The organism is Janthinobacterium longum (genome assembly GCF_051380735.1).
Classification (GTDB): domain Bacteria; phylum Pseudomonadota; class Gammaproteobacteria; order Burkholderiales; family Burkholderiaceae_D; genus Janthinobacterium.
Window position 1 is genome coordinate 62,143 of sequence record NZ_JBNYXQ010000005.1, and the last position, 18,587, is coordinate 80,729.

Annotated in this window: 22 protein-coding genes; 12 read left to right on the forward strand and 10 right to left on the reverse strand. The window is 60.6% G+C overall.

Annotated features, from left to right (window positions below; translation table 11 throughout):
- Positions 1-3: 3 nt before the first annotated feature.
- Positions 4-1,197, reverse strand: a complete 1,194-nt coding sequence (locus ACQ4WM_RS14700) for an ATP-binding protein (protein WP_436547419.1) — start codon at positions 1,195-1,197, stop codon at positions 4-6.
- Positions 1,198-1,325: 128 nt separating this feature from the next.
- Between ACQ4WM_RS14700 and ACQ4WM_RS14705 the strand changes: the two genes are divergently transcribed.
- The 9 genes from ACQ4WM_RS14705 to ACQ4WM_RS14745 all read left to right on the forward strand — a co-directional run bounded on the left by ACQ4WM_RS14705 (position 1,326) and on the right by ACQ4WM_RS14745 (position 9,431).
- Positions 1,326-2,231: an alpha/beta hydrolase gene (locus tag ACQ4WM_RS14705; RefSeq protein WP_436547420.1), complete on the forward strand. Its 906-nt coding sequence runs from the start codon at positions 1,326-1,328 to the stop codon at positions 2,229-2,231.
- Positions 2,228-2,452 (forward strand): DUF7661 family protein, encoded by a 225-nt coding sequence (locus tag ACQ4WM_RS14710; RefSeq protein WP_436547421.1) that lies wholly within the window; start codon positions 2,228-2,230, stop codon positions 2,450-2,452. Before ACQ4WM_RS14705 ends, ACQ4WM_RS14710 begins: the two co-directional genes overlap by 4 nt.
- Complete coding sequence (locus ACQ4WM_RS14715) at positions 2,445-2,879, forward strand: DUF6678 family protein (RefSeq protein ID WP_436547422.1); 435 nt, start codon at positions 2,445-2,447, stop codon at positions 2,877-2,879. Before ACQ4WM_RS14710 ends, ACQ4WM_RS14715 begins: the two co-directional genes overlap by 8 nt.
- Before the next feature lie 18 nt (positions 2,880-2,897).
- Positions 2,898-3,338 carry a hypothetical protein gene (locus ACQ4WM_RS14720; RefSeq protein ID WP_436547423.1) on the forward strand — a complete coding sequence of 147 codons (441 nt, stop codon included), beginning with the start codon at positions 2,898-2,900 and terminating at the stop codon, positions 3,336-3,338.
- 179 nt (positions 3,339-3,517) lie between these two features.
- Entirely contained in the window at positions 3,518-3,952 is a 435-nt protein-coding gene (locus tag ACQ4WM_RS14725) for a MarR family winged helix-turn-helix transcriptional regulator (RefSeq protein WP_436547424.1), read from the forward strand.
- Between the two features lie 56 nt (positions 3,953-4,008).
- A complete protein-coding gene (locus ACQ4WM_RS14730; RefSeq protein ID WP_436547683.1) occupies positions 4,009-5,514 on the forward strand; it encodes a DHA2 family efflux MFS transporter permease subunit in 1,506 nt (501 codons plus the stop codon).
- A gap of 22 nt (positions 5,515-5,536) precedes the next feature.
- The gene (locus ACQ4WM_RS14735) at positions 5,537-6,967 is read left to right on the forward strand and encodes an efflux transporter outer membrane subunit (protein ID WP_436547425.1); all 1,431 of its coding nucleotides are present in this window, start codon (positions 5,537-5,539) and stop codon (positions 6,965-6,967) included.
- Between the two features lie 18 nt (positions 6,968-6,985).
- Positions 6,986-8,149, forward strand: coding sequence for an HlyD family secretion protein (locus ACQ4WM_RS14740; protein ID WP_436547426.1), 1,164 nt, complete (start codon positions 6,986-6,988; stop codon positions 8,147-8,149).
- Between the two features lie 163 nt (positions 8,150-8,312).
- Entirely contained in the window at positions 8,313-9,431 is a 1,119-nt protein-coding gene (locus ACQ4WM_RS14745; RefSeq protein ID WP_436547427.1) for a phospholipase A, read from the forward strand.
- A gap of 250 nt (positions 9,432-9,681) precedes the next feature.
- Here ACQ4WM_RS14745 and ACQ4WM_RS14750 read toward each other — a convergent pair whose 3' ends face one another.
- The 9 genes from ACQ4WM_RS14750 to mltG all read right to left on the reverse strand — a co-directional run bounded on the left by ACQ4WM_RS14750 (position 9,682) and on the right by mltG (position 16,301).
- The gene (locus tag ACQ4WM_RS14750) at positions 9,682-9,882 is read right to left on the reverse strand and encodes a hypothetical protein (protein WP_436547684.1); all 201 of its coding nucleotides are present in this window, start codon (positions 9,880-9,882) and stop codon (positions 9,682-9,684) included.
- Between the two features lie 167 nt (positions 9,883-10,049).
- Complete coding sequence (locus ACQ4WM_RS14755) at positions 10,050-10,328, reverse strand: hypothetical protein (RefSeq protein WP_436547428.1); 279 nt, start codon at positions 10,326-10,328, stop codon at positions 10,050-10,052.
- 70 nt (positions 10,329-10,398) lie between these two features.
- Complete coding sequence (locus ACQ4WM_RS14760; protein ID WP_436547685.1) at positions 10,399-11,322, reverse strand: class I SAM-dependent methyltransferase; 924 nt, start codon at positions 11,320-11,322, stop codon at positions 10,399-10,401.
- A 240-nt stretch (positions 11,323-11,562) separates the two neighbouring features.
- A complete protein-coding gene (locus ACQ4WM_RS14765; RefSeq protein ID WP_436547429.1) occupies positions 11,563-12,222 on the reverse strand; it encodes an ankyrin repeat domain-containing protein in 660 nt (219 codons plus the stop codon).
- Between the two features lie 19 nt (positions 12,223-12,241).
- Entirely contained in the window at positions 12,242-13,021 is a 780-nt protein-coding gene (locus ACQ4WM_RS14770) for a TatD family hydrolase (RefSeq protein WP_436547430.1), read from the reverse strand.
- Positions 13,022-13,055: 34 nt separating this feature from the next.
- Complete coding sequence (locus ACQ4WM_RS14775) at positions 13,056-13,571, reverse strand: GNAT family N-acetyltransferase (protein ID WP_436547431.1); 516 nt, start codon at positions 13,569-13,571, stop codon at positions 13,056-13,058.
- 46 nt (positions 13,572-13,617) lie between these two features.
- Positions 13,618-14,646: a DNA polymerase III subunit delta' gene (locus tag ACQ4WM_RS14780; protein WP_436547432.1), complete on the reverse strand. Its 1,029-nt coding sequence runs from the start codon at positions 14,644-14,646 to the stop codon at positions 13,618-13,620.
- 5 nt (positions 14,647-14,651) lie between these two features.
- The gene (tmk, locus tag ACQ4WM_RS14785; protein WP_436547433.1) at positions 14,652-15,293 is read right to left on the reverse strand and encodes a dTMP kinase; all 642 of its coding nucleotides are present in this window, start codon (positions 15,291-15,293) and stop codon (positions 14,652-14,654) included.
- Between the two features lie 21 nt (positions 15,294-15,314).
- Positions 15,315-16,301, reverse strand: coding sequence for an endolytic transglycosylase MltG (gene mltG / locus ACQ4WM_RS14790; protein WP_436547434.1), 987 nt, complete (start codon positions 16,299-16,301; stop codon positions 15,315-15,317).
- Between the two features lie 178 nt (positions 16,302-16,479).
- Between mltG and ygfZ the strand changes: the two genes are divergently transcribed.
- Genes ygfZ through ACQ4WM_RS14805 form a run of 3 tightly spaced genes read left to right on the forward strand, consistent with a single transcriptional unit; the run spans position 16,480 to position 18,582 of the window.
- Positions 16,480-17,556 carry a CAF17-like 4Fe-4S cluster assembly/insertion protein YgfZ gene (gene ygfZ / locus ACQ4WM_RS14795; RefSeq protein ID WP_436547435.1) on the forward strand — a complete coding sequence of 359 codons (1,077 nt, stop codon included), beginning with the start codon at positions 16,480-16,482 and terminating at the stop codon, positions 17,554-17,556.
- 7 nt (positions 17,557-17,563) lie between these two features.
- Positions 17,564-17,854 (forward strand): DUF4936 family protein, encoded by a 291-nt coding sequence (locus ACQ4WM_RS14800; RefSeq protein WP_436547436.1) that lies wholly within the window; start codon positions 17,564-17,566, stop codon positions 17,852-17,854.
- Positions 17,845-18,582 (forward strand): NRDE family protein, encoded by a 738-nt coding sequence (locus tag ACQ4WM_RS14805; protein WP_436547437.1) that lies wholly within the window; start codon positions 17,845-17,847, stop codon positions 18,580-18,582. The genes ACQ4WM_RS14800 and ACQ4WM_RS14805 overlap by 10 nt, the downstream gene beginning before the upstream one ends.
- The last annotated feature ends 5 nt before the right edge of the window (positions 18,583-18,587 follow it).

Consider the following 18,587-nt stretch of genomic DNA (forward strand, 5'->3'; position numbering starts at 1 on the left):
GCTTCAGCGCAGCGGCAGCCCTTCCAGCGAGCGCGGCAAGTAGATCTTGAAGGTGGTGCCGGCGCCCGGTGCGCTTTGCACGCGGATATGGCCGCCGCTCTGGCGAATAAAACCATCGGCCATGGATAAGCCCATGCCGGCGCCCTCGCCTTCTTCTTTGGTGGTAAACAAGGGGTCGAAAATCTGCTCGATCACTTCCGCGTCCATGCCATGACCGGTATCGGTAATGGTCAGCAATACATATTGGCCGGGCAGCGCATCGGCGTGGCCGGCCGTAGCGGCCTGGTCCAGGGTCACGTTACTGACGGAAAAGGTCAGCCGGCCGCCCTGCTCCATCGCCTCGCGCGCATTGATGGCCATGTTCAGCAGCACGTTTTTCATCTGGGCCGGGTCAACCAGCACAGGCCACAGCCCCACGCTGACAAAGGTTTCCTCAATAATCAGCTCGCCCAGGGCGCGCCGTATCAATGCCTGCATGCTTCCCAACAGCTGGCCGAGGTTGGTGAGCGGCGGACGCCAGGGTTGGCGGTGGGCAAACGCCACCAGTTGCAAGGCTTGCTCACTGCGGTCGCGCTCGGCCGTACGCTGCAGCAAACGGCTTTCCAGCGCGGCGTTATGGCCGGCTAGCTGTTCCAGCCGATCCCGTTCGATCACGTGCGAGATGCAGCGGGCCGCCAAGTTCATCCGGTCGATATCGACCTGGGTCGGGTGGCGCGCAACCTGGTAGAACTGGCCCAGCACGCCCAGCACATGGCCACGCGCGCCAAACACGGGCGCGACCCAGCAGGCGCGGTAGCCATGCAGCATCGCTTCCTTGCGCCCTGCACTCCAGCCCGGTTCACGCGCGATATCGCCGCAATACACGGGCGCGCCGGTAAACGCCGCCGCGCCGAACGGCGAAGGATGGGGCCCGTTGTCGTCATGCCGCAAGGCCTGCCGCAAGTCGTCTGGCAAGTTGGGCGCGCACAGGCCGCAAAAGCGGTCGGCCTCGTCGATCAGCGCGATGCAGCTGTGCAGTTGGTCGCCATCAGTATCGTCATCGCCTTGCAGCGCCAGCAACAACTGCGCCAGCGTGTCCTCCAGGCTGGCACCGGCGGCGACCGCACCGAGCGCCCGGTGTTCCGCGTCCAGCAAGTGTTGTATGTCGTGAGCGTGCACCGTATCCATCAGGCTGAGATTGAAGCCGGAATATACCATGGCGTAAAGTTTCTTAGAAAGCAATGCGAAATACTGTTTTTTTAAAAAATGCGAGCTGCAAGCAGGTTTTTGCACGATGAGCGCCATGTTAGAGTGTTGTTTTGCTTTTATCTGACGAAAAACACCCGATGACCTCGTCTTCTTCCCTGCTCGCCGCTGCCTTGCTGGCAACCTCTCATTTCACCGTCGCCGCCCCCATGACCCTGGACGACTACCTGGCCCTGAACGGCCCGCAAGCCACGGCGCAGATCGCCTACGGCCCCGCCCCCTCGCAATACGCCCAGCTGTTCCGGCCCAGCGGCCCCGGCCCGTTCCCGGTGGTGGTGCTGGTGCATGGCGGCTGCTGGACGGTCCAGTTTGGCGGCATCAAGCAGATGCGCAACGTCGCCAACGCCCTCAGCAGCCAGGGCATCGCGGTGTGGAACGTGGAATACCGCCGCGTCGACGAGGAAGGCGGCGGCTACCCCGGTACCTACCAGGACATGCATGCGGCACTCGACAGCCTGCAAAGCCACGCCAGCCAATATCAGCTCGACACCAGCCGCATCCTTGCCATGGGCCACTCGGCCGGCGGCCAACTGGTGCAATGGATCGCCGGAAGAAGCAAACTGCCGAAAACCAGCCCGCTCTACCGTGAGAAATACCTGCCAGTCAACAACATCGTCAGCCTGGGCGGCCTGGCCGACCTGCGCCATGAAGAAACGCTGATCAAAAGCAGTTGCGAGCGCGACATCAGGCAACTGGCCGGCAGCGCCAGCGTGGAACGCCCAGACATCTACAGCGACACCAACGCCGCCGACCTGATGCCCAACGGCACGCGCACGGTGTTGATCACCGGCGAGCTCGACACCATCTCGCCACCGCGCGTGGCGCATGATTACGCAGCGAAAGCCGTGAAGGCCGGCGACCATGCGGAAGTGCTGATCTTGCCGGGGGCCAGTCATTACGATGAGATTGCGGCGACGTCGCCGGCGTGGAAGATGATTTTGCCGGTGATCAAACAGATGCTGGGCCTGCAAAGCGACAGCCAATGAAAACCCTGAAATTCAATATTTTTGGCACGCTGATCGCCGTCACAGGCGCACCCGGCGCATGGCGGGCGTTTTACCTGGGCGCCGAAGGAAAGCGCCGGCCGGCCGACTTTATCGTCCCGAACGACATTGCCGAGGGAGACCTGTGCGAATACCTGGCCGACCTGTTCCATGAAGAAGCCACACCGCGCAACAACACCGCAACAGAGATCAACCATGAATGAACTGCCCACTGCCGGCATCGGCCATAACGATGCGATGCGCAAGAAAATCAGTGCCGCCGTCGCCAAACGCAACCTGGCCAGCGCCGCCAACAATACAAAATGGGACGAGTTGATCCACTACTTCCGCGAACGCGAAGACTGGTGGCCGTCCTACCGCTACAAAGCCGTGACAGGCTTTACTTCCGGCTGGGACGTGGAGTGGCTGTGCCACCTGCCCTTCCCGTTCGCACTGGTTGAATGGTTCGATATCGGCTTGAAAGAACTGGAGCCGTCAAAAGGCAGGCTGCTGGCACGTACCTATATCGACCATACGGAAGAAATATCGGAAGTGGTCAAGAAAATTGGAATGGAGTTCGAAGTACGCGGAGATGTGCTGCGCATATGGGGCTATTTGCCGAAGTCCTACGACGATCTTCCACCGACATAGCACAAGAAGGAAAAAGAAATGGCAGCTTGGCAATTCGATCTGATCCTTGTGACTGCTGGGGAAGCGATGCTGTCAGTCAGCGAGTCTCGAGCTATACAGGAAAGTTTGATGACCTGCTTCGGGTCCCCCTGGTTGATGCTGGAGAACTGGCTTGTGTATGGCACTGAAAACGGGACGCGTGTGGATTTGCTCTTCGATGAGACAGATATCCTGGAAGTGAGTGCAAGGCTGAATGTCGGGGCAGACAATGAAAAGGTCCTCGACGCTCTGTGCGCGATGGCAAGGCAACTTGACTGCCACTACCTTGACGAACAGGCAAAACAACGGCTCTTGCCCGAAAAAGAGGTGCTGCTGCAGGCAATGATGTCCTCGAAGGCAGCCGGTTTTGTAAAGAATCCAAACCGCTACATCGACAGATTAGCTGCAGCAACTGCAAAGCCTGGCAACAGCCAGGGTTAAAGCGACCCAAGCCACAAGTCAAGGCTCCCCGGGCCAAGGAAGGTTCGGTTCAGGTTGGACGAATCAGGCACCTGAACTCAATCTGTAAGCATCCCCCAAATTCAAAAAATCCTCACACACTCGCCATATCCCGATGGTAAAATAATAGTTAGACACCTAACCATTAGACGACTTACCTTATGATTTCTATTGAAGAGCGCTTCTCCGCTGCGCTCCACAAGACGGCGCGCGGCTGGCGCCATGCGATCGATCGCAGGTTGAAAGACCTCGATCTGGGCCAGGCCAGCTGGATGTGCATCGCCATGATCGCCAAATCGCCGCAAGCACCGTCGCAGAGCGAGCTGGCCCATCAACTGGGGGTGGAGAACCCGACCATGGTGTCGATGCTGGACCGGCTGGTGAAGTCCGGCTTCGTGCAGCGCCAGCCATCCGAACTGGACCGTCGCGTGAAGCTGGTGGTGCTTACCGAGGCGGGCATGCAAGTGTATGAAACGGTGCGCAAGGAAGCGGAAAGTTTCCGCAAGGAGCTGCTGCAAGGTGTCGATGCGCAGCAACTGCTGGCCGCCACTGAATTGCTCGAAGCACTGCAGGCGGCAACGGAGAAATCGGTGTGAGTTCCGTCACAGCCACCGCCCTTCCCGCCTCGGAAGACCCCACGCTGAACCGGCGCATGATCACCATTTCCATCATGCTCGCCACCATTATCCAGGCGCTCGACGGCACCATCGCCAATGTGGCCCTGCCGCACATGCAAGGCAGCTTGTCCGCCTCGCAAGACCAGATCACGTGGGTGCTGACCTCGTTTATCGTGGCGGCCGCAATTGCCACGCCGCTGACGGGCTGGCTGTGCGACCGTTTTGGCCAGAAAAAGACGTTTCTTGTCTCGGTGGCGGGCTTTACCATCGCTTCCGTGCTGTGCGGCTTGTCGGGCACCTTGTCCGAGATCGTTGCCGCCCGCCTGCTGCAAGGCGTATTCGGTGCGGCGCTGGTGCCGCTCTCGCAGGCGGTGCTACTGGACATCAATCCGCGCGAAAAGCACGGTTCGGCCATGGCTATCTGGGGCATGGGCGTGATGATCGGGCCTATCCTGGGGCCGACGCTTGGTGGCTGGCTGACCGACAGCTACAGCTGGCGCTGGGTCTTCTTCATCAATATCCCGATCGGTGCGATGGCGTTTTATGGCATCTGGCGCTATATCCGCAAGGACCCGCCGAACCGCCGCATGAATTTCGACATGTTCGGCTTTGCCACCCTGAGCCTGTCGATCGGCGCGCTGCAGATGCTGCTGGACCGGGGCGAACAGAATGACTGGTTTTCGTCGACCGAAACCTGGATCGAAGCGATCGTGCTGGCCATGAGCTTGTGCTACTTTATTGCGCACACGGCCTTGCGCCCGGCCGGCAAGTCTTTCCTTGACTACCGGCTGCTGAAAAATTCGAACTACGTCAGCGGCCTGCTGTTTATCTTTATCGTCGGCCTGGTGCTGTTCGCGACCCGTGCGCTGACCCCTTCGATGCTGCAGGGGCTGATGAATTACCCTGCCGCGATAGCCGGCCTGGTGACAGCCCCTAGCGGACTGGGCACCATGATGGCGATGCTGATCGTGGGCAAGCTGACCGGCAAAGTCGATACGCGCGTGCTGCTGGGCCTGGGGTTTTCAATCACCGCGTTCTCCCTGTGGCAGATGGCCAATTTCACCCTGGACCTGGTGCCGAAGACCGTGGTGTGGAATGGCATTATCCAGGGCATCGGCCTGGGCCTGGTATTCGTGCCGTTGAGCGCGGCCACGTTTGCCACCCTGTCGCCGCAAATGCGGGCGGAAGGCACGGCCATCTATAGCCTGGTGCGCAATATTGGCAGCAGTATCGGCATTGCACTGGTGCAGACCTTGCTGGTGCGCAATACGCAGATTGCCCATGCATCGCTGACCGAGCACATCAATATCGCCAACCCGGCCCTGCACGATCCGGCCATCGCCAGCGTGTTTGACCTGTCCACGGGCCCGGGCATGGCGGCACTGAATGCCGAGATCAACCGGCAGGCGTCGATGATTGCCTACCTCGATGACTTCTGGATGATGATGTGGCTGACCATCCTGGTGCTGCCGCTGCTGCTGTTGATCAAGCCACCGAAGAAAAATGCGCCGGTCGTGGTCGACCACGCGGCAATGGAGTAACCCTATGTCCGCATTACCTCTCATGAAACTTTCCTGCACAATTTTGGCGCTGGCCCTGGCCGGCTGCGCCAGCATTCCACCCGACACACATGTGTTGCCGCAGCAGGACCTGGCAACCAGGCAGCTGGCCGCCGATATTCACCTGGCCAGCGAGGGCTGGCCGGCTGCCCAGTGGTGGCGCCAGTTCCAGGATACGCAACTCAATGACCTGATCGAACAGGCACTGGCATCGAGCCCCGGCCTCGACGTGGCCAATACCCGCATCGGCTCGGCCCTGGCTGCGTTTGACTTCCAGCATGCGGACCGCGATCCGCGCGTGGACGTGAACGCCAGCGTCAACCGCCAGCGCTATTCGGCCAACGGCCTGACGCCGGCGCCTGTCGGCGGCAATTACTACAACGAAGCGGCGGTCGCCGTGCAAGCCCATTACGACCTCGATTGGTGGGGCAGGCACAAGGCGCAGATCGCGTCCGCACTCGGTGAAGTCAACGCGCGCCGCGCCGAATATGCGATGGCCGAACAGATGCTGGCGGGGGAAATCGCCAGCCACTACTTCAGCATGCAAAACAGCTGGGCCCGCATGGACAATCTGCATGCGCTGGTGGCCTTGCAGCAATCCCTGGTGACGGACAAGGAAAAGCGCATCGCAAACGGCCTTGGCGTCAACGACGACCATCTGTCGGCACAAACGCGTTTGAGCCTGATCGAGCAGCAGATCGCCTTGCTGGAAACCCAGATCGTTACCGAACGCGAAGCCTTGCGCGCCCTGTTGGGTGCGGACGGCACGGCGCTGGCCCAGTTGCGGCCACGCGCGGCGCAAGCCTTGCCGCATGAATTGCCGGGCAAACTGGGCATCGAACTGCTGGCGCGCCGGCCCGATCTGCAGGCGGCGCGCTGGCGGGTGGAAGCGTCGCTGAACCGCATCGAGGCGGCGCAGGCCGCGTTCTATCCCGATATCGACCTGGGCGCCTCGGTTGGCCTCGATGCGGTCAAGCTGGGCAAGCTGCTGGCGTCGGGCAGTCGCACCCTGTTAGTGGGGCCAGCCCTGTCCTTGCCGCTGTTCGACAGCGGCCGCCTGCAAGCCCAGTTGAGTGGCGCGCGCAGCGAGCGCAACGAACTGATCGCCGACTATAACCAGAACGTGTTCAATGTGGTGCGCGACGTGGCGCAAGCCGCTGCGCGCATGCAAGGAGTGGAAAACCAGCTGCGCCTGCAGGGTGAAAGCCTGCGCGCCAGCGAAGCCCAGCTGCGCAACGCCCGCGCCAGATTGCAACAGGGCCTGGCCGACCGCGCCACCGTGCTGAATGCGGAAATGACCGTGCGCGGCCAGGTGGACCTGGGCATGCAGTTGCAAAACCAGCGCCAGAACGCGGAAATCAAGCTGAACCTGGCACTGGGCGGAGGCTACCGCGGCGCCAGCGATTTTGCCTCTACAACGATCACCACCAAATAATCCATTCGAGAACCGACCATGAGCAACGACAACACTGCTGTTTCCACTGAAAATCCCGGCAAGCGCAAGACCGTGCTGATCGCCATTACCGCCGCCTTTGTGTTGGCCGGCCTGGGCTGGGCCGTGTATTACAAACTGGTGCTGTCCAAAGAGGAAGTCACCGACAACGCCTATGTGGGCGGCAACCTGGTGACCTTGTCGGCCCAGGTAACGGGCAATGTCGATGAAATCCGCGTCGACGAGACGCAGATGGTGAAGGCTGGCATGCCTTTGATCAGCTTGAACGCCATCGATGCGGACCTGGCGTTGCGCCAGGCCGAAGCGCGGCTGGGCAATGTGGTGCGCCAGGAGCGCGAGCGTTATTCCAGCGTGGCGCAGTACGACGCCGTGATCGAACAGCGCCGCCTGGCATTGAACACTGCCCAGGGCAATCTGGCGCGCCGCGCGCCGTTGGCGCTGGATCACACGATTTCCGGTGAAGACCTGGCGCATGCGAAACAGGCAGTCGACGATGCAAAAGCGGCCCTGACGGTGGCACAGCGCCAGGCCGAATCTGCCAAGGCCGGCGTGGCCGGCGTCAACCTTGCCAGCCATCCGGCCGTGTTGTCGGCCAAGGGTGACGTGGTGCAAGCCTGGCTGGCCGTGCGCCGCAACGCCGTGATCGCGCCGGTCTCCGGCTATGTAGCCAAGCGCAGCGTACAGCTGGGCAGCCATGTCACGCCGGGCACGCCGCTGATGTCGATCGTGCCGCTGGACCAGTTGTGGGTTGACGCCAATTTCAAGGAATCGGAATTGCGCAATATCCGCATCGGCCAGGCAGCGACGATAGAAACCGATCTGTACGGCAGCAAGGTGGTATATCACGGCAAAGTGCTGGGCATGTCGGCCGGCACCGGCAGCGCGTTTTCCCTGTTGCCGGCGCAAAATGCCACCGGCAACTGGATCAAGGTTGTGCAGCGCGTACCGGTGCGTATCACCCTGGACCCGAAAGAGCTGGCGGCCCATCCACTGCGCATCGGCCTGTCGACCACCGTCACGGTCGACACCAGCCATGCCGAAGGCGCGACGCTGGACCAGCCCATGGTGGCGTCAGTTTTATATACCACCAGGACACTGAGCCAGCCGGTGGCGGACGCGGAGAAGCTTGCCGATACCATCATTGCGCAGAATCTGGCGCACTGAGCAGGCGGCCAGGTGTTTACCATGCGCACAACACCGGGTGGCTTGCACGCTCCGGAGGGCCCGAATAAACGGCGCTTTCAGCTATACTTTCGCCTGCATAAGATTAACAAAATTTAAGCTGGATCAAAACGCGCTGCATTTACGGACATGTCTCTTTAGCCCTATGAAAATCGACCCAAGAAAAATAATTATCGCCACCTTGCTGGCATCGCCAGCCTTTGCCATGGCTGGCGAACTGGAACAACAAATGCAGCGTTGCGCCGTGCTCGGCGACGCCAGCGCCCGCCTGGGCTGCTTCGACGTTCTGGCCAAGGCGGCGGAACAAGCGACCAACGCCACCGGCGGCAATGCGCACGCTACCGGCGCCGCCCTCGCTGCGGCCGAGGCCGTCTCGCCCAGCACCGCGGCCAATCCGGCCGGGGTTGCTACCCCGGCTGCAGTGAACGCGGCCGTGCCAGCCGTCGCACAGAGCGGCGTCGCCCCTCCGGAAGCGCCAATTTCGCGCGTGACGCAGGTGTGGGAACTGGACGAACCGTCGAAACGCGGCCTGTTCAACCTGCGTCCGCACCGCGACAATTATTTGCTGCTGGCCAATTACAGCAGTGCCTCGAACGACCAGCCATTCCGTGAATTCACGCCTGGCGGCATCAAGTCGCAGCACGTGGAACTGACTTACCAGCTGAGCTTCAAGATGAAAATGCTGGAAGATATCGCCGGCTTGCCATTCGACCTGTGGCTGGGCTACACCCAGCAAAGTTTCTGGCAAGCGTATAACCGCAAGGCATCGAGTCCTTTCCGCGAAACCAACTACCAGCCTGAAATGATGTTGATCCTGCCGATCAACAAATCGCTGGCCGGCCTGGACTTCAAGTACGCCAACTTCGGCCTGGTGCACCAGTCCAACGGCCAGACTTCGACCCTGTCGCGCAGCTGGAACCGTCTGTATGCAGAGCTGGGCATGGAACACGACAATCTTGCCGTCACGGCACGCGTCTGGAAGCGCCTGGACAATGGCAAGTCGGACAATGACAATATCGACATCATCGACTACATGGGCCACGGCGACGTGCGTGTCAGCTACCGCAACGAAGGCCATGAGTTTTCCGCTACCATGCGCCGCAACTTCAGCGAGAAAAAGGGTTCGATACAGGCCGGCTGGGCGTTCCCCCTCAAGGCCAACCTGAAAGGCTATCTGCAGGTGTTTTCCGGTTATGGCCAGAGCCTGATCGACTACAATTATTCGCAGAAGTCGATCGGTGGCGGTTTTATGGTTGATTACTGATCCACAGGCAGGATGCAATTCAGTTAGCCCCCTACGCCACCAGCAAACCTGCAAAACGGATAAAGGCCCGAGTCGCCCGCACGGGTCCTCCGGGCCAAGCGGGTCCGAAAAATGTCGAGGGCAAGGCGCAGCGACGACAACAGTACGCATGTACGGTTAGGAGCTGCAACGCAGCCATCGGCATTTTCTCGGGCTCGCGTCTCCGGCCCGCCATTCTTGGGTTTTTACGCCTTGCAAGCTCAACGACGGATCAACGACGGCTACCACCACCTAGCACCCGCGCCGGCAGCATCACAACGGCGCGCAGCAATTCGAACACGCCTTCGACACCAATGCCAATCAGGCGGAACGGCAGCAAAAGCAGCCAGGCCAGCGGATACAGCACCAGGGCCAGCAACGCCAGCGGCCAGCAGACGATCAACAGCAGCAGCCACAACACGAATCCCAGCATCATCTTCTCCCGAAATAAATGTGCGGAGCAAGCCGCGCTTGCCCCGCTACCGAGATACCACTATAAAAACATGCGCGCGTTGTGGCAACGCCAATGCGACGCAATGCACACTGGCGTGACGAGGGGACCAAAAACGGGAATGAACGGTGGCCGCTTGCAGCCGTGGCTTATTGGCCGACGCAGATCACTTTCGTGATGTATTCGTGGGCGTTGGGTTTCTTGCTGGTGGCCCATTTGATGGCCTGGTTGGCTTCGGCGATGGTCATCACCGTGGCTTTTTCTTTTGACTTGATAAAGGAAACGCCTTCGAAGACGCCTTCCTTGCTGCGCATGACCTTGGCAAACACGGGCGGTCTGGTTTCGCCGTCACTGATTTTGTTTTGCTGCACGAGGTAGCGCTGATCGATCTGTTCCATAGTAATAAAGCTGTCCGGTGGGTAAAACACGGAATATACCCTGAATGGCACAACGCCGCAGGAGCAAATGCCGCGGAGTTGTCATTTCAGCAATAAAACATCAGGCGTAGACGACAGTCTGCGCGGCCGGCTGCAGGTTGACGTCGTACAGTACTTGCACGTTCATGGCCGCTTCCAGCGAAGGAATCGAGCCGCCGGCGCGGTACTGGAAGCTCACTTGCAGCACGTCGCCCGCTTTCACCGCCATCGGCTGGGCCAGCGGCAGGCACATATAGTGATTCAGCCAGTCAATGGTGGTGGACCGCTCGGGCACCACCGCCAGGATATTCTTGGTCACGAAACGCAGGGCGTTCAAGGTACCACTGCGCTCGACGACAAACTTGCCGTCAAAGCCGAACAAGGTGTCGGTCGGCTGGGTAAAGTCGATAATGCTGTAGACGGCCGGCGGCGCCAGTTCCAGCACGCCAGGGTGGATCGCCGTGGTTTCCTGGAATTGCACGATGGGCGCATAAAAACCTTCGAAGTCGTATTCCTGCTGCATCGGCTGCACGGCCATGATGACCGCTTCCGGCACGAACAATGGCAGCGGGCCGCCGAAGCGGGCCAGGTAGCGGCGCTTGAACGATTCGATCACTTCCACCTGCTTTTCGCGCAGCATCCCGACGTGGATCATCTCGCAGATGACAACGTCCACCGGCTCGGGCGGCAGGTACTCGAAGGCGTCGGCATGCACGACTTCGACCTTTTCGCCATTCGCATTGAGCGCAAGCATCTTGCGCGCTTCCCTGACCATGTCGGGATTGAACTCCACGCACCATACCTTGTCTGCCCTGGCGGCCGCAAAGCACGACAGCACGCCGGTGCCGCCACCCAGTTCCAGCACCTTCATGCCCGGCTTGACCGCATAATCGATGGCCGACTTGAAGCCATGCATGCGGTTCTGGTCCATCAGCATATTGTGATGGTAATGCACGGGGATGAATTGCCCCAGATAACAACTCTCGATCTCGCGTTCATTCAGCATGGGTGTCCTCATGGGGGCTGGTTCCGTGTTCGGTTCGATTTTGTCGTTCCAGAAAGCAGTGTCATCGCATGGGCTGCGTGCGGGCCGGCGGCAAACCAGCCGGCGCCTGGCGTAAAAGGGACTGCCCATTGCGTGACTCCTGATTAATGCGACACAGGCATTATCGTCAATCAGGAGCAAACACCATCGTTGGAGATGAGGGGCAAATGCGTGCCAGTTCGGAAATGGTTGCCGGCTGCTTCAGTTGCGGCGGCTGCGCTCTTGGCTGCGCTCCTGCTGGAATTTGTCGATAATCGCCGCCACGCCGGGCTTGTCGGCCGCCAGCGCAAACTGGGTGGCAGTCCAGCCGTGGCTGCTTTTCAGGCTGGCATCGGCGCCCGAAGCGAGCAGAAGTTTGACGGCCTCTTCCTGCCCTTCGCGGGCGGCAAACATCAGTGGCGTGATATTGGTGGGAGCAAACGCGTCGACCTTTGCGCCGCGCGCAAGGAATAGTTTCATGATGGGCACATCGCCGGCCGAGGCCGCATAGTGCAGCGCCGTCCAGCCGCTCTGATTGACCTTGGCGCCCTTGGCCAGCAAGGCATCAACCGCCTCGCGCTTGTGCTTGTAGGCAGCCATCATCAGCGCCGTATTGCCATTCGCCGAGCGCGCTTCCAGGTCGATGCGTGGCGTTTCCAGCAGCACCTTGAAGGCCTTGTCGGCATCGTCGCGCAGCGCAATAACCAGCGCGATATCGCCGCGCTGCTGATCGGGCAAGTTGGGATCGACGCCCTGCTGCAGCAAATCGCGCACGGCCAGGGCGTTGTCGATCGATACGGCGCGGTAAAAACTGGCCTGGTCAGGCGCTGCCTGGGCCGCAAAGGCGCAGCATACCAAGGCAGCCGCTAGCGTTTTTTGCATAAGGTTTTGCATGAGATCTTTACGCTATCTGATTGAAAAGCTTGAAGAAATTAGCGGTCGTCTGCTCTGCAACCTGGGCCAGAGGAATGCCTTTCAGGCTGGACAGGTATTCCGCCACATGCGCCACATAGCCCGGTTCATTCATGCGGCCGCGAAACGGCACCGGCGCCAGGTAGGGCGAGTCGGTCTCGATCAGGATGCGCTCAAGCGGCACTTCCAGGGCGACCGCCTGCAGGTCTTTCGCGCTCTTGAAGGTGACGATGCCCGAGAACGAAATATAGAAACCCATGTCGATGGCCGCTTTTGCCACCTCCAGCGACTCCGTAAAGCAATGCATGACGCCGGCCACGCCGCCATCGGCCACGCCAGCACCTTCTTCACGCATGATGCGGATGGTGTCTTCACTGGCCGCTCTTGTGTGAATAATCAAGGGCTTGCGCGTGATTCTTGAAGCTTTGATGTGAGTCCGGAAGCGCTCGCGCTGCCATTCCAGGTCACCAGTCAAACGGAAATAATCGAGCCCCGTCTCGCCGATGGCTATGATTTTCGGGTGATCCGCCAGCCGCACCAGGTCGTCGACCGAGGGCTCGGGCGTGTCCTCATAATCGGGATGCACGCCGACCGAAGCGAAAATATGCGGATACTGCTGCGCCAGGGCCAGCACTTGCGGGAAATCCGGCAAGTCAACCGACACGCACAAAGCGTGCGTTACCTTGTTCTCGGCCATTTTGGCAAGAATCTCGGGCATGCGAGCGGCCAGCTCGGGGAAATTGATATGGCAGTGGGAATCGATATACATAATCGAGATTGTACTAGACCCGGCCCTGCGCTGTTCAGCCTACCCGCTTGCCAAGAATAATCAAGTCGCGCTCGACCCCGTCCAGATTCGCCACCCGGGGCAAATTGGCCCACTGCTCAAACCCGAACTTCCTGAACAAGCCCAGCGATGGCGCATTGTGCCCAAAAATAAAGCCCAGTACCGTATGCACGCCGACTGCGGGTGCATGCGCGATCGCTTGGGTCAGCCCGTAAGCACCGATGCCCTTGCCCCTTGCCTCGGGAGCAATATATACCGACAACTCCGCCGTGCCCGAATACGCTGGCCGGCCATAAAAATTCGAATACGATAGCCAGCCCAGAATGGCGGGCGTAGCGGAGTCATGCGTTGCCGACTCAATGATCCACAATGGCCGCCGCTCGGGCGTGTGCTCGTTAAACCAGGCCAGGCGCGACTCCACCGTTACCGGCTCCGTATCGGCCGTCACTTCGCGCGAAGCAATCGTGGTGTTGTAGATGGCGACAATGGCAGGCAGGTCGGCAAGTGTGGCAAGGCGGTGGCGATAGCTCATGTGATATCTAAGATAATGATTGCAAGTAGTTGATATTATTTGTTTTTTACTGGCAGCTTGCCGTGTAATCAAGCAGCATGTCTTCCAGGAAAAGCTTAGGCGACAAGGGATGGTCGGCAATCGCGCGCCGCTCGTTGGCAGCCTTGATGGCGGCCATCAGGCGGCTGATATTGATGCGTGCGGCCAGGGCCTCGAGCTCGCGCCGGTGGCGCGGATAGTAGCGGATGGTGCCGGCCAGCTTGCACGAAAACACGTCATATAGCCAGCGCTGCAAGCACGCCACCAGCGGCGCCAGTGGCGACTTTTGCAGCTTGTCGGCGGCTTTCAGAGCGGCCTCCACGCCGGGATGCGCCAGCACCTGCAGCAATTGTTCGGTTTCTTCGCGGCCACCCGATTCGGACTGGGCCAGCGCCGCCAACGGCGCGCCGCCCTGCTCGCGCAGCCAGCTGTCGGCGTCGTTCAAACCCTGGGCCTTCAGCCAGGCCAGCGCCTGTTCATGGCTGGGCATGGGCAGGGCAAACTTGCGGCAGCGCGACAGGATGGTCGGCAGCAAACGATCCAGGCTGTTCGACGCCAGCAGGAACAGGGTGCCCGGCGGCGGCTCCTCCAGGGTTTTCAGCAAGGCGTTCGAGGCCGGCGTATTGAGCGCCTCGGCCGGATACAGCACCACCACGCGCAAACCCTGGCGGTGCGTCGAGATGTTCATGAAGTCGGCCAGGTTGCGGATCTGTTCGATCTTGATGTCTTTCGACGGCGTCTTGGTCTTGGCGCTTTTCCTGGCGCTTTCCTCACCCTCGCCGTCCTCGGGCAAGTCGTCTTCCAGTGCCTCCGGGCGCACGCGCCGATAGTCGGGATGATTGCCCTGCACAAACCAGCCGCAGGAAGCGCAGGCGCCGCAGGCATGGCCGTCGGCCCGCACGTCTTCGCACAGCAAGGCCTGGGCAAAGTGCTCGATGAAGTCGGCCTTGCCGATGCCTTGCGTGCCGTGGAACAGGATCGCGTGCGGCATGCGCGGGCGCATGGCCTGCAATTGCAGCCAGGCGTCCTGCTGCCATGGATAAAGTGAATTAGTCATGTTAATCAATCACTTGCCACGTTCTTCTCAAGCAGAATATCAAGCAATTTTACCAGTTCAAGCTGGATCTCGGCGATGCTTTGCGTGGCATCAATCATGCGGAAACGGGCCGGGAACTGGGCCGCGCGGCGCAGGTATTCATGGCGCGTGGCAGCGAAAAAATCGGCCTGCTCCTGCTCGAACTTGTCGAGCGTACGCGTACTGTCCAGGCGGGCGCGGGCCACGTCCAGCGGCACGTCGAACAGGAAAGTGAGGTCGGGCTGCAGTTGCGGATGGACCCAGGCTTCCAGTACTTCCATCTTGCGCAAGTCCATGCCGCGCCCGCCGCCCTGGTAGGCAAAGCTGGCATCGGTAAAACGGTCGGAGATGACCCACTCTCCCCGCTCCAGGGCCGGCGCGATCACTTGCGCGATATGTTCGCGGCGGCTGGCAAACATCAGCAGGGCTTCCGTTTCAAGGTGCATTTTTTCATGCAACAATAGTTCGCGCAGCTTTTCGCCCAGGCTGGTGCCGCCAGGTTCGCGCGTGGCGACCAGTGTCACGCCGTGCTGGCGCAGGTAGTCGGCAACAAAGCCGATATGGGTCGACTTGCCCGCGCCATCGATGCCTTCGAAGGTGATGAAGCGGGCGGTAGTTAATTGAGTCATGAAGCAGCTTATCTTGAAATGTTAACGCTGGTATTTGTTCACGGCGCGGTTGTGGTCGGGCAAGTTACTTGAAAACTCGCTGGTGCCGTTGCCGCGCGCAACAAAATACAAGGCATCGGTACGGGCCGGCGCCAGCGCGGCCGTCAGCGACTGGGCGCCGGGCAAGGCGATCGGCGTGGGCGGCAAGCCGCCGCGCGTATAGGTATTGTACGGGGTGTCCGCTTCCAGGTCGCGCTTGCGGATCTTGCCCTGGTAAGCATCGCCCATGCCGTAGATGACAGTCGGGTCGGTCTGCAGCAGCATGCCGGTTTTCAGGCGGTTGACGAACACGCCGGCGATCATGGCGCGCTCGGACTTTTGCCCGGTTTCCTTTTCCACGATGGAGGCCATGATCAAGGCCTCATATGGGTTCTTGTACGGCAAGGCCGGATCGCGCTTGTCCCACGCTTCCGACAGCCGCGCTATCATCGCCACGTGGGCCTGCTTGAATATCTGCATCTCGCTGGCGCCCTTGGCAAACAAATACGTGTCCGGAAAGAACAGGCCTTCGGGCTGCGTATATTCGGGGCTGATTTTTGCCATCAGCTCACGGTCGCTCAATTGCGCCGTATCGTGCTTGAGGCCCGGGTGGGTGGCCATGATCTGGCGCATCTGCTTGAAAGTCCAGCCTTCGATAATGGTCAGCGACTCTTGCGCGAATTCGCCGCGCGCCAGTTGCGTGATCAGGCGCTGCGGCGAGGTGCCAGGCTTGAGTTCATAGGAACCGGCCTTGATCTTCGAGGTCTTGCCTTCGATACGGGCCAGCAGGTTGAACAGCAGGGGTTCGATCGGAATGCCGGCATCAGCAATTTGCTGGCCGGTCGCGTGGGCGCCGCTGCCAGGCAAAATGGCGAACGGGATCGCCTCGCCCTCGGTGGTAATGGGCTGCTGGGCCCAGTACACAAAGGTGGCGCCGGCACCGATGGCGGCAATGACGGTACAGACTACAAGTTTTTTAAAGAAAGCCATTGTTCCGATTCTTGTAATGCGCGTCATGAAGGAAAGGCGCGCTGAATATGGTCGTCGTGAATAAGCCCGCTGCAAGCACCGAGAAGCGGACGATTCGGCCCGCTGCCGACGCGTTTGATGCGACATCACTATAATGAACCCGTAATCATAATGCTTAATTGCTGATCTAATGGAAATTATGAATAACTGGAATCAATTTTTACTGGCGCAGGGCGCCCGCAGTGCCGACACCGGCAGTGCCGGGATTGCCGATTTTGGCGCGCCGCTGAGCGTGGCCCAACTGCAGGACGGCTTCGTGGCGCCGGTTACCGACCAGGGCCTGATTGCGGTGAACGGCGACGACGCCGCCAGCTTTTTGCACGCCCAGCTGACCAATGATGTGCAACACCTGAAGCAGGAGCAAGTGCGCCTGGCCGGCTATTGCACGCCGAAAGGCCGCTTGCTGGCCAGCTTTTTGATGTGGAGAAACGCCACCACCGTCTACCTGCAGCTGTCGCGCAGCATCCAGGCTCCCGTTCAGAAACGCTTGCAGATGTTTGTGCTGCGGGCCAAGGCCAAGCTGCATGACGCCAGCAGCGACGAGGCCAACCAGGTGATCCTGGGCCTGGGCGGCAAGCATGCCTCCGCCGTATTGCCGCAGTGGTTTGACAGCCTGCCGGCAACCCCGTTCAGCAAGGTCGAAGGCAATGCGGGCACCTTGTTGCGCGTGGCCGATGCGTTTGGCCTGCCGCGCTACCAGTGGCTCACCACCGCTGCCAACGCTGAAGCCGTCTGGCCGCAGCTGGCCGGCAAGCTGGCCAAGGGTGGCAACAATGCCTGGCATTTGTCGGAAATCCATGCCGGCGTGCCGCAGATCAGCCTGGCAACGCAAGAGCAGTTCGTGCCGCAGATGGTCAATTTTGAATTGCTGGGCGGCGTGAACTTCAAGAAAGGCTGCTATCCGGGCCAGGAAATCGTCGCGCGCAGCCAGTACCTGGGCAAGCTCAAGCGCCGCACCACCCTGGTCAGCATCGACGATGCCACGGCAGTTGCGGGGAGCGAACTTTTCGCCGTCAGCGATCCGCAACAGCCTTGCGGCATGATCGTCAATGCGGCGGCCAATGGCGCGCGCGGCGTCGATGCGCTGGTGGAAATGAAGCTGGCGGCGATCGAAGAAGGCGGCAGTACCCCAGGCGCTGTCAGGCTCGGCTCAAGCGAGGGCGCCGCCGTGCGCTTTTTGTCCATGCCGTATTTACTCGATGCACTCGACCTGTGAGAATGCCATGAAAGACTTGTATATCTATTACCAGGTAAAAGAAGAACACGCGCAAGCATTGGAAGCGCGCGTACGTTCCCTGCAGGCAAAACTGGCGGCCAACTCCGGCGTGTCGCCCCAGCTGAAACGTCGTCCCGAAAGCCGCGACGGCTTGCAGACATGGATGGAAATCTACCCGGTGGTCGGCGAAGGCTTTGCCGAACAGCTGGCGCTGGCTGCCGACGAGGCCGGTCTGCTGAGCCTGACGGCGGGTGGGCGCCACGTGGAAACGTTCATGGACTTGCCCCCATGTGCCTGATCGTTTTTGCCTGGAAAGTCAATCCGCACGTACCGCTGATTGCCGCCGCCAACCGCGATGAATTCTATGAACGCGCCAGTGCCCCGGCCGGCAGCTGGCCCGAGCATCCGCAAGTGTATGCGGGCCGCGACCTGCAAGGCGGCGGCAGCTGGATGGGCATCACCCAGGTTGCGGGCGGCGCTTCGCGCTTTGCGGCCATCACGAATATCCGCAGTCCGCAAGACCACCGTGCCGACGCCCCGTCGCGCGGCGCGCTGGTGGCCGACTACCTGGCAGGTACCATGTCGGCTCAGGACTATATCGCGCAGATCCTTCCCGCCTGCGCCGCCTACAATGGTTTTAACCTGGTGTTGGGCGACGCCGATACCCTGATCTGGTTTTCCAACCGCGGCGACGGCGACCCGCGCAACGGCCAGCCTTTGGAACCAGGCATCTACGGCCTGTCGAACGCGCTGCTCGACGCGCCCTGGCCCAAGGTGTTGAAAACCAAGGCCCAGTTTGCCAGCCTGATGTGCCTGGGCGCGCCCGATGAAGCGTATTTTGAAATGCTGGCCGACACCACCCGCGCACCGGACTTCCGCTTGCCGGACACCGGCGTGCCGCTGGACCTGGAGCGGGTCTTGTCGGCCGTCTGCATCGCCACGCCCGGCTACGGCACGCGTACCTCGACGGTGGTCAAGCTGTTCCCGGACGCGCCGGGCGAACTGCACGAATTACTGGTGCAATAAACGCC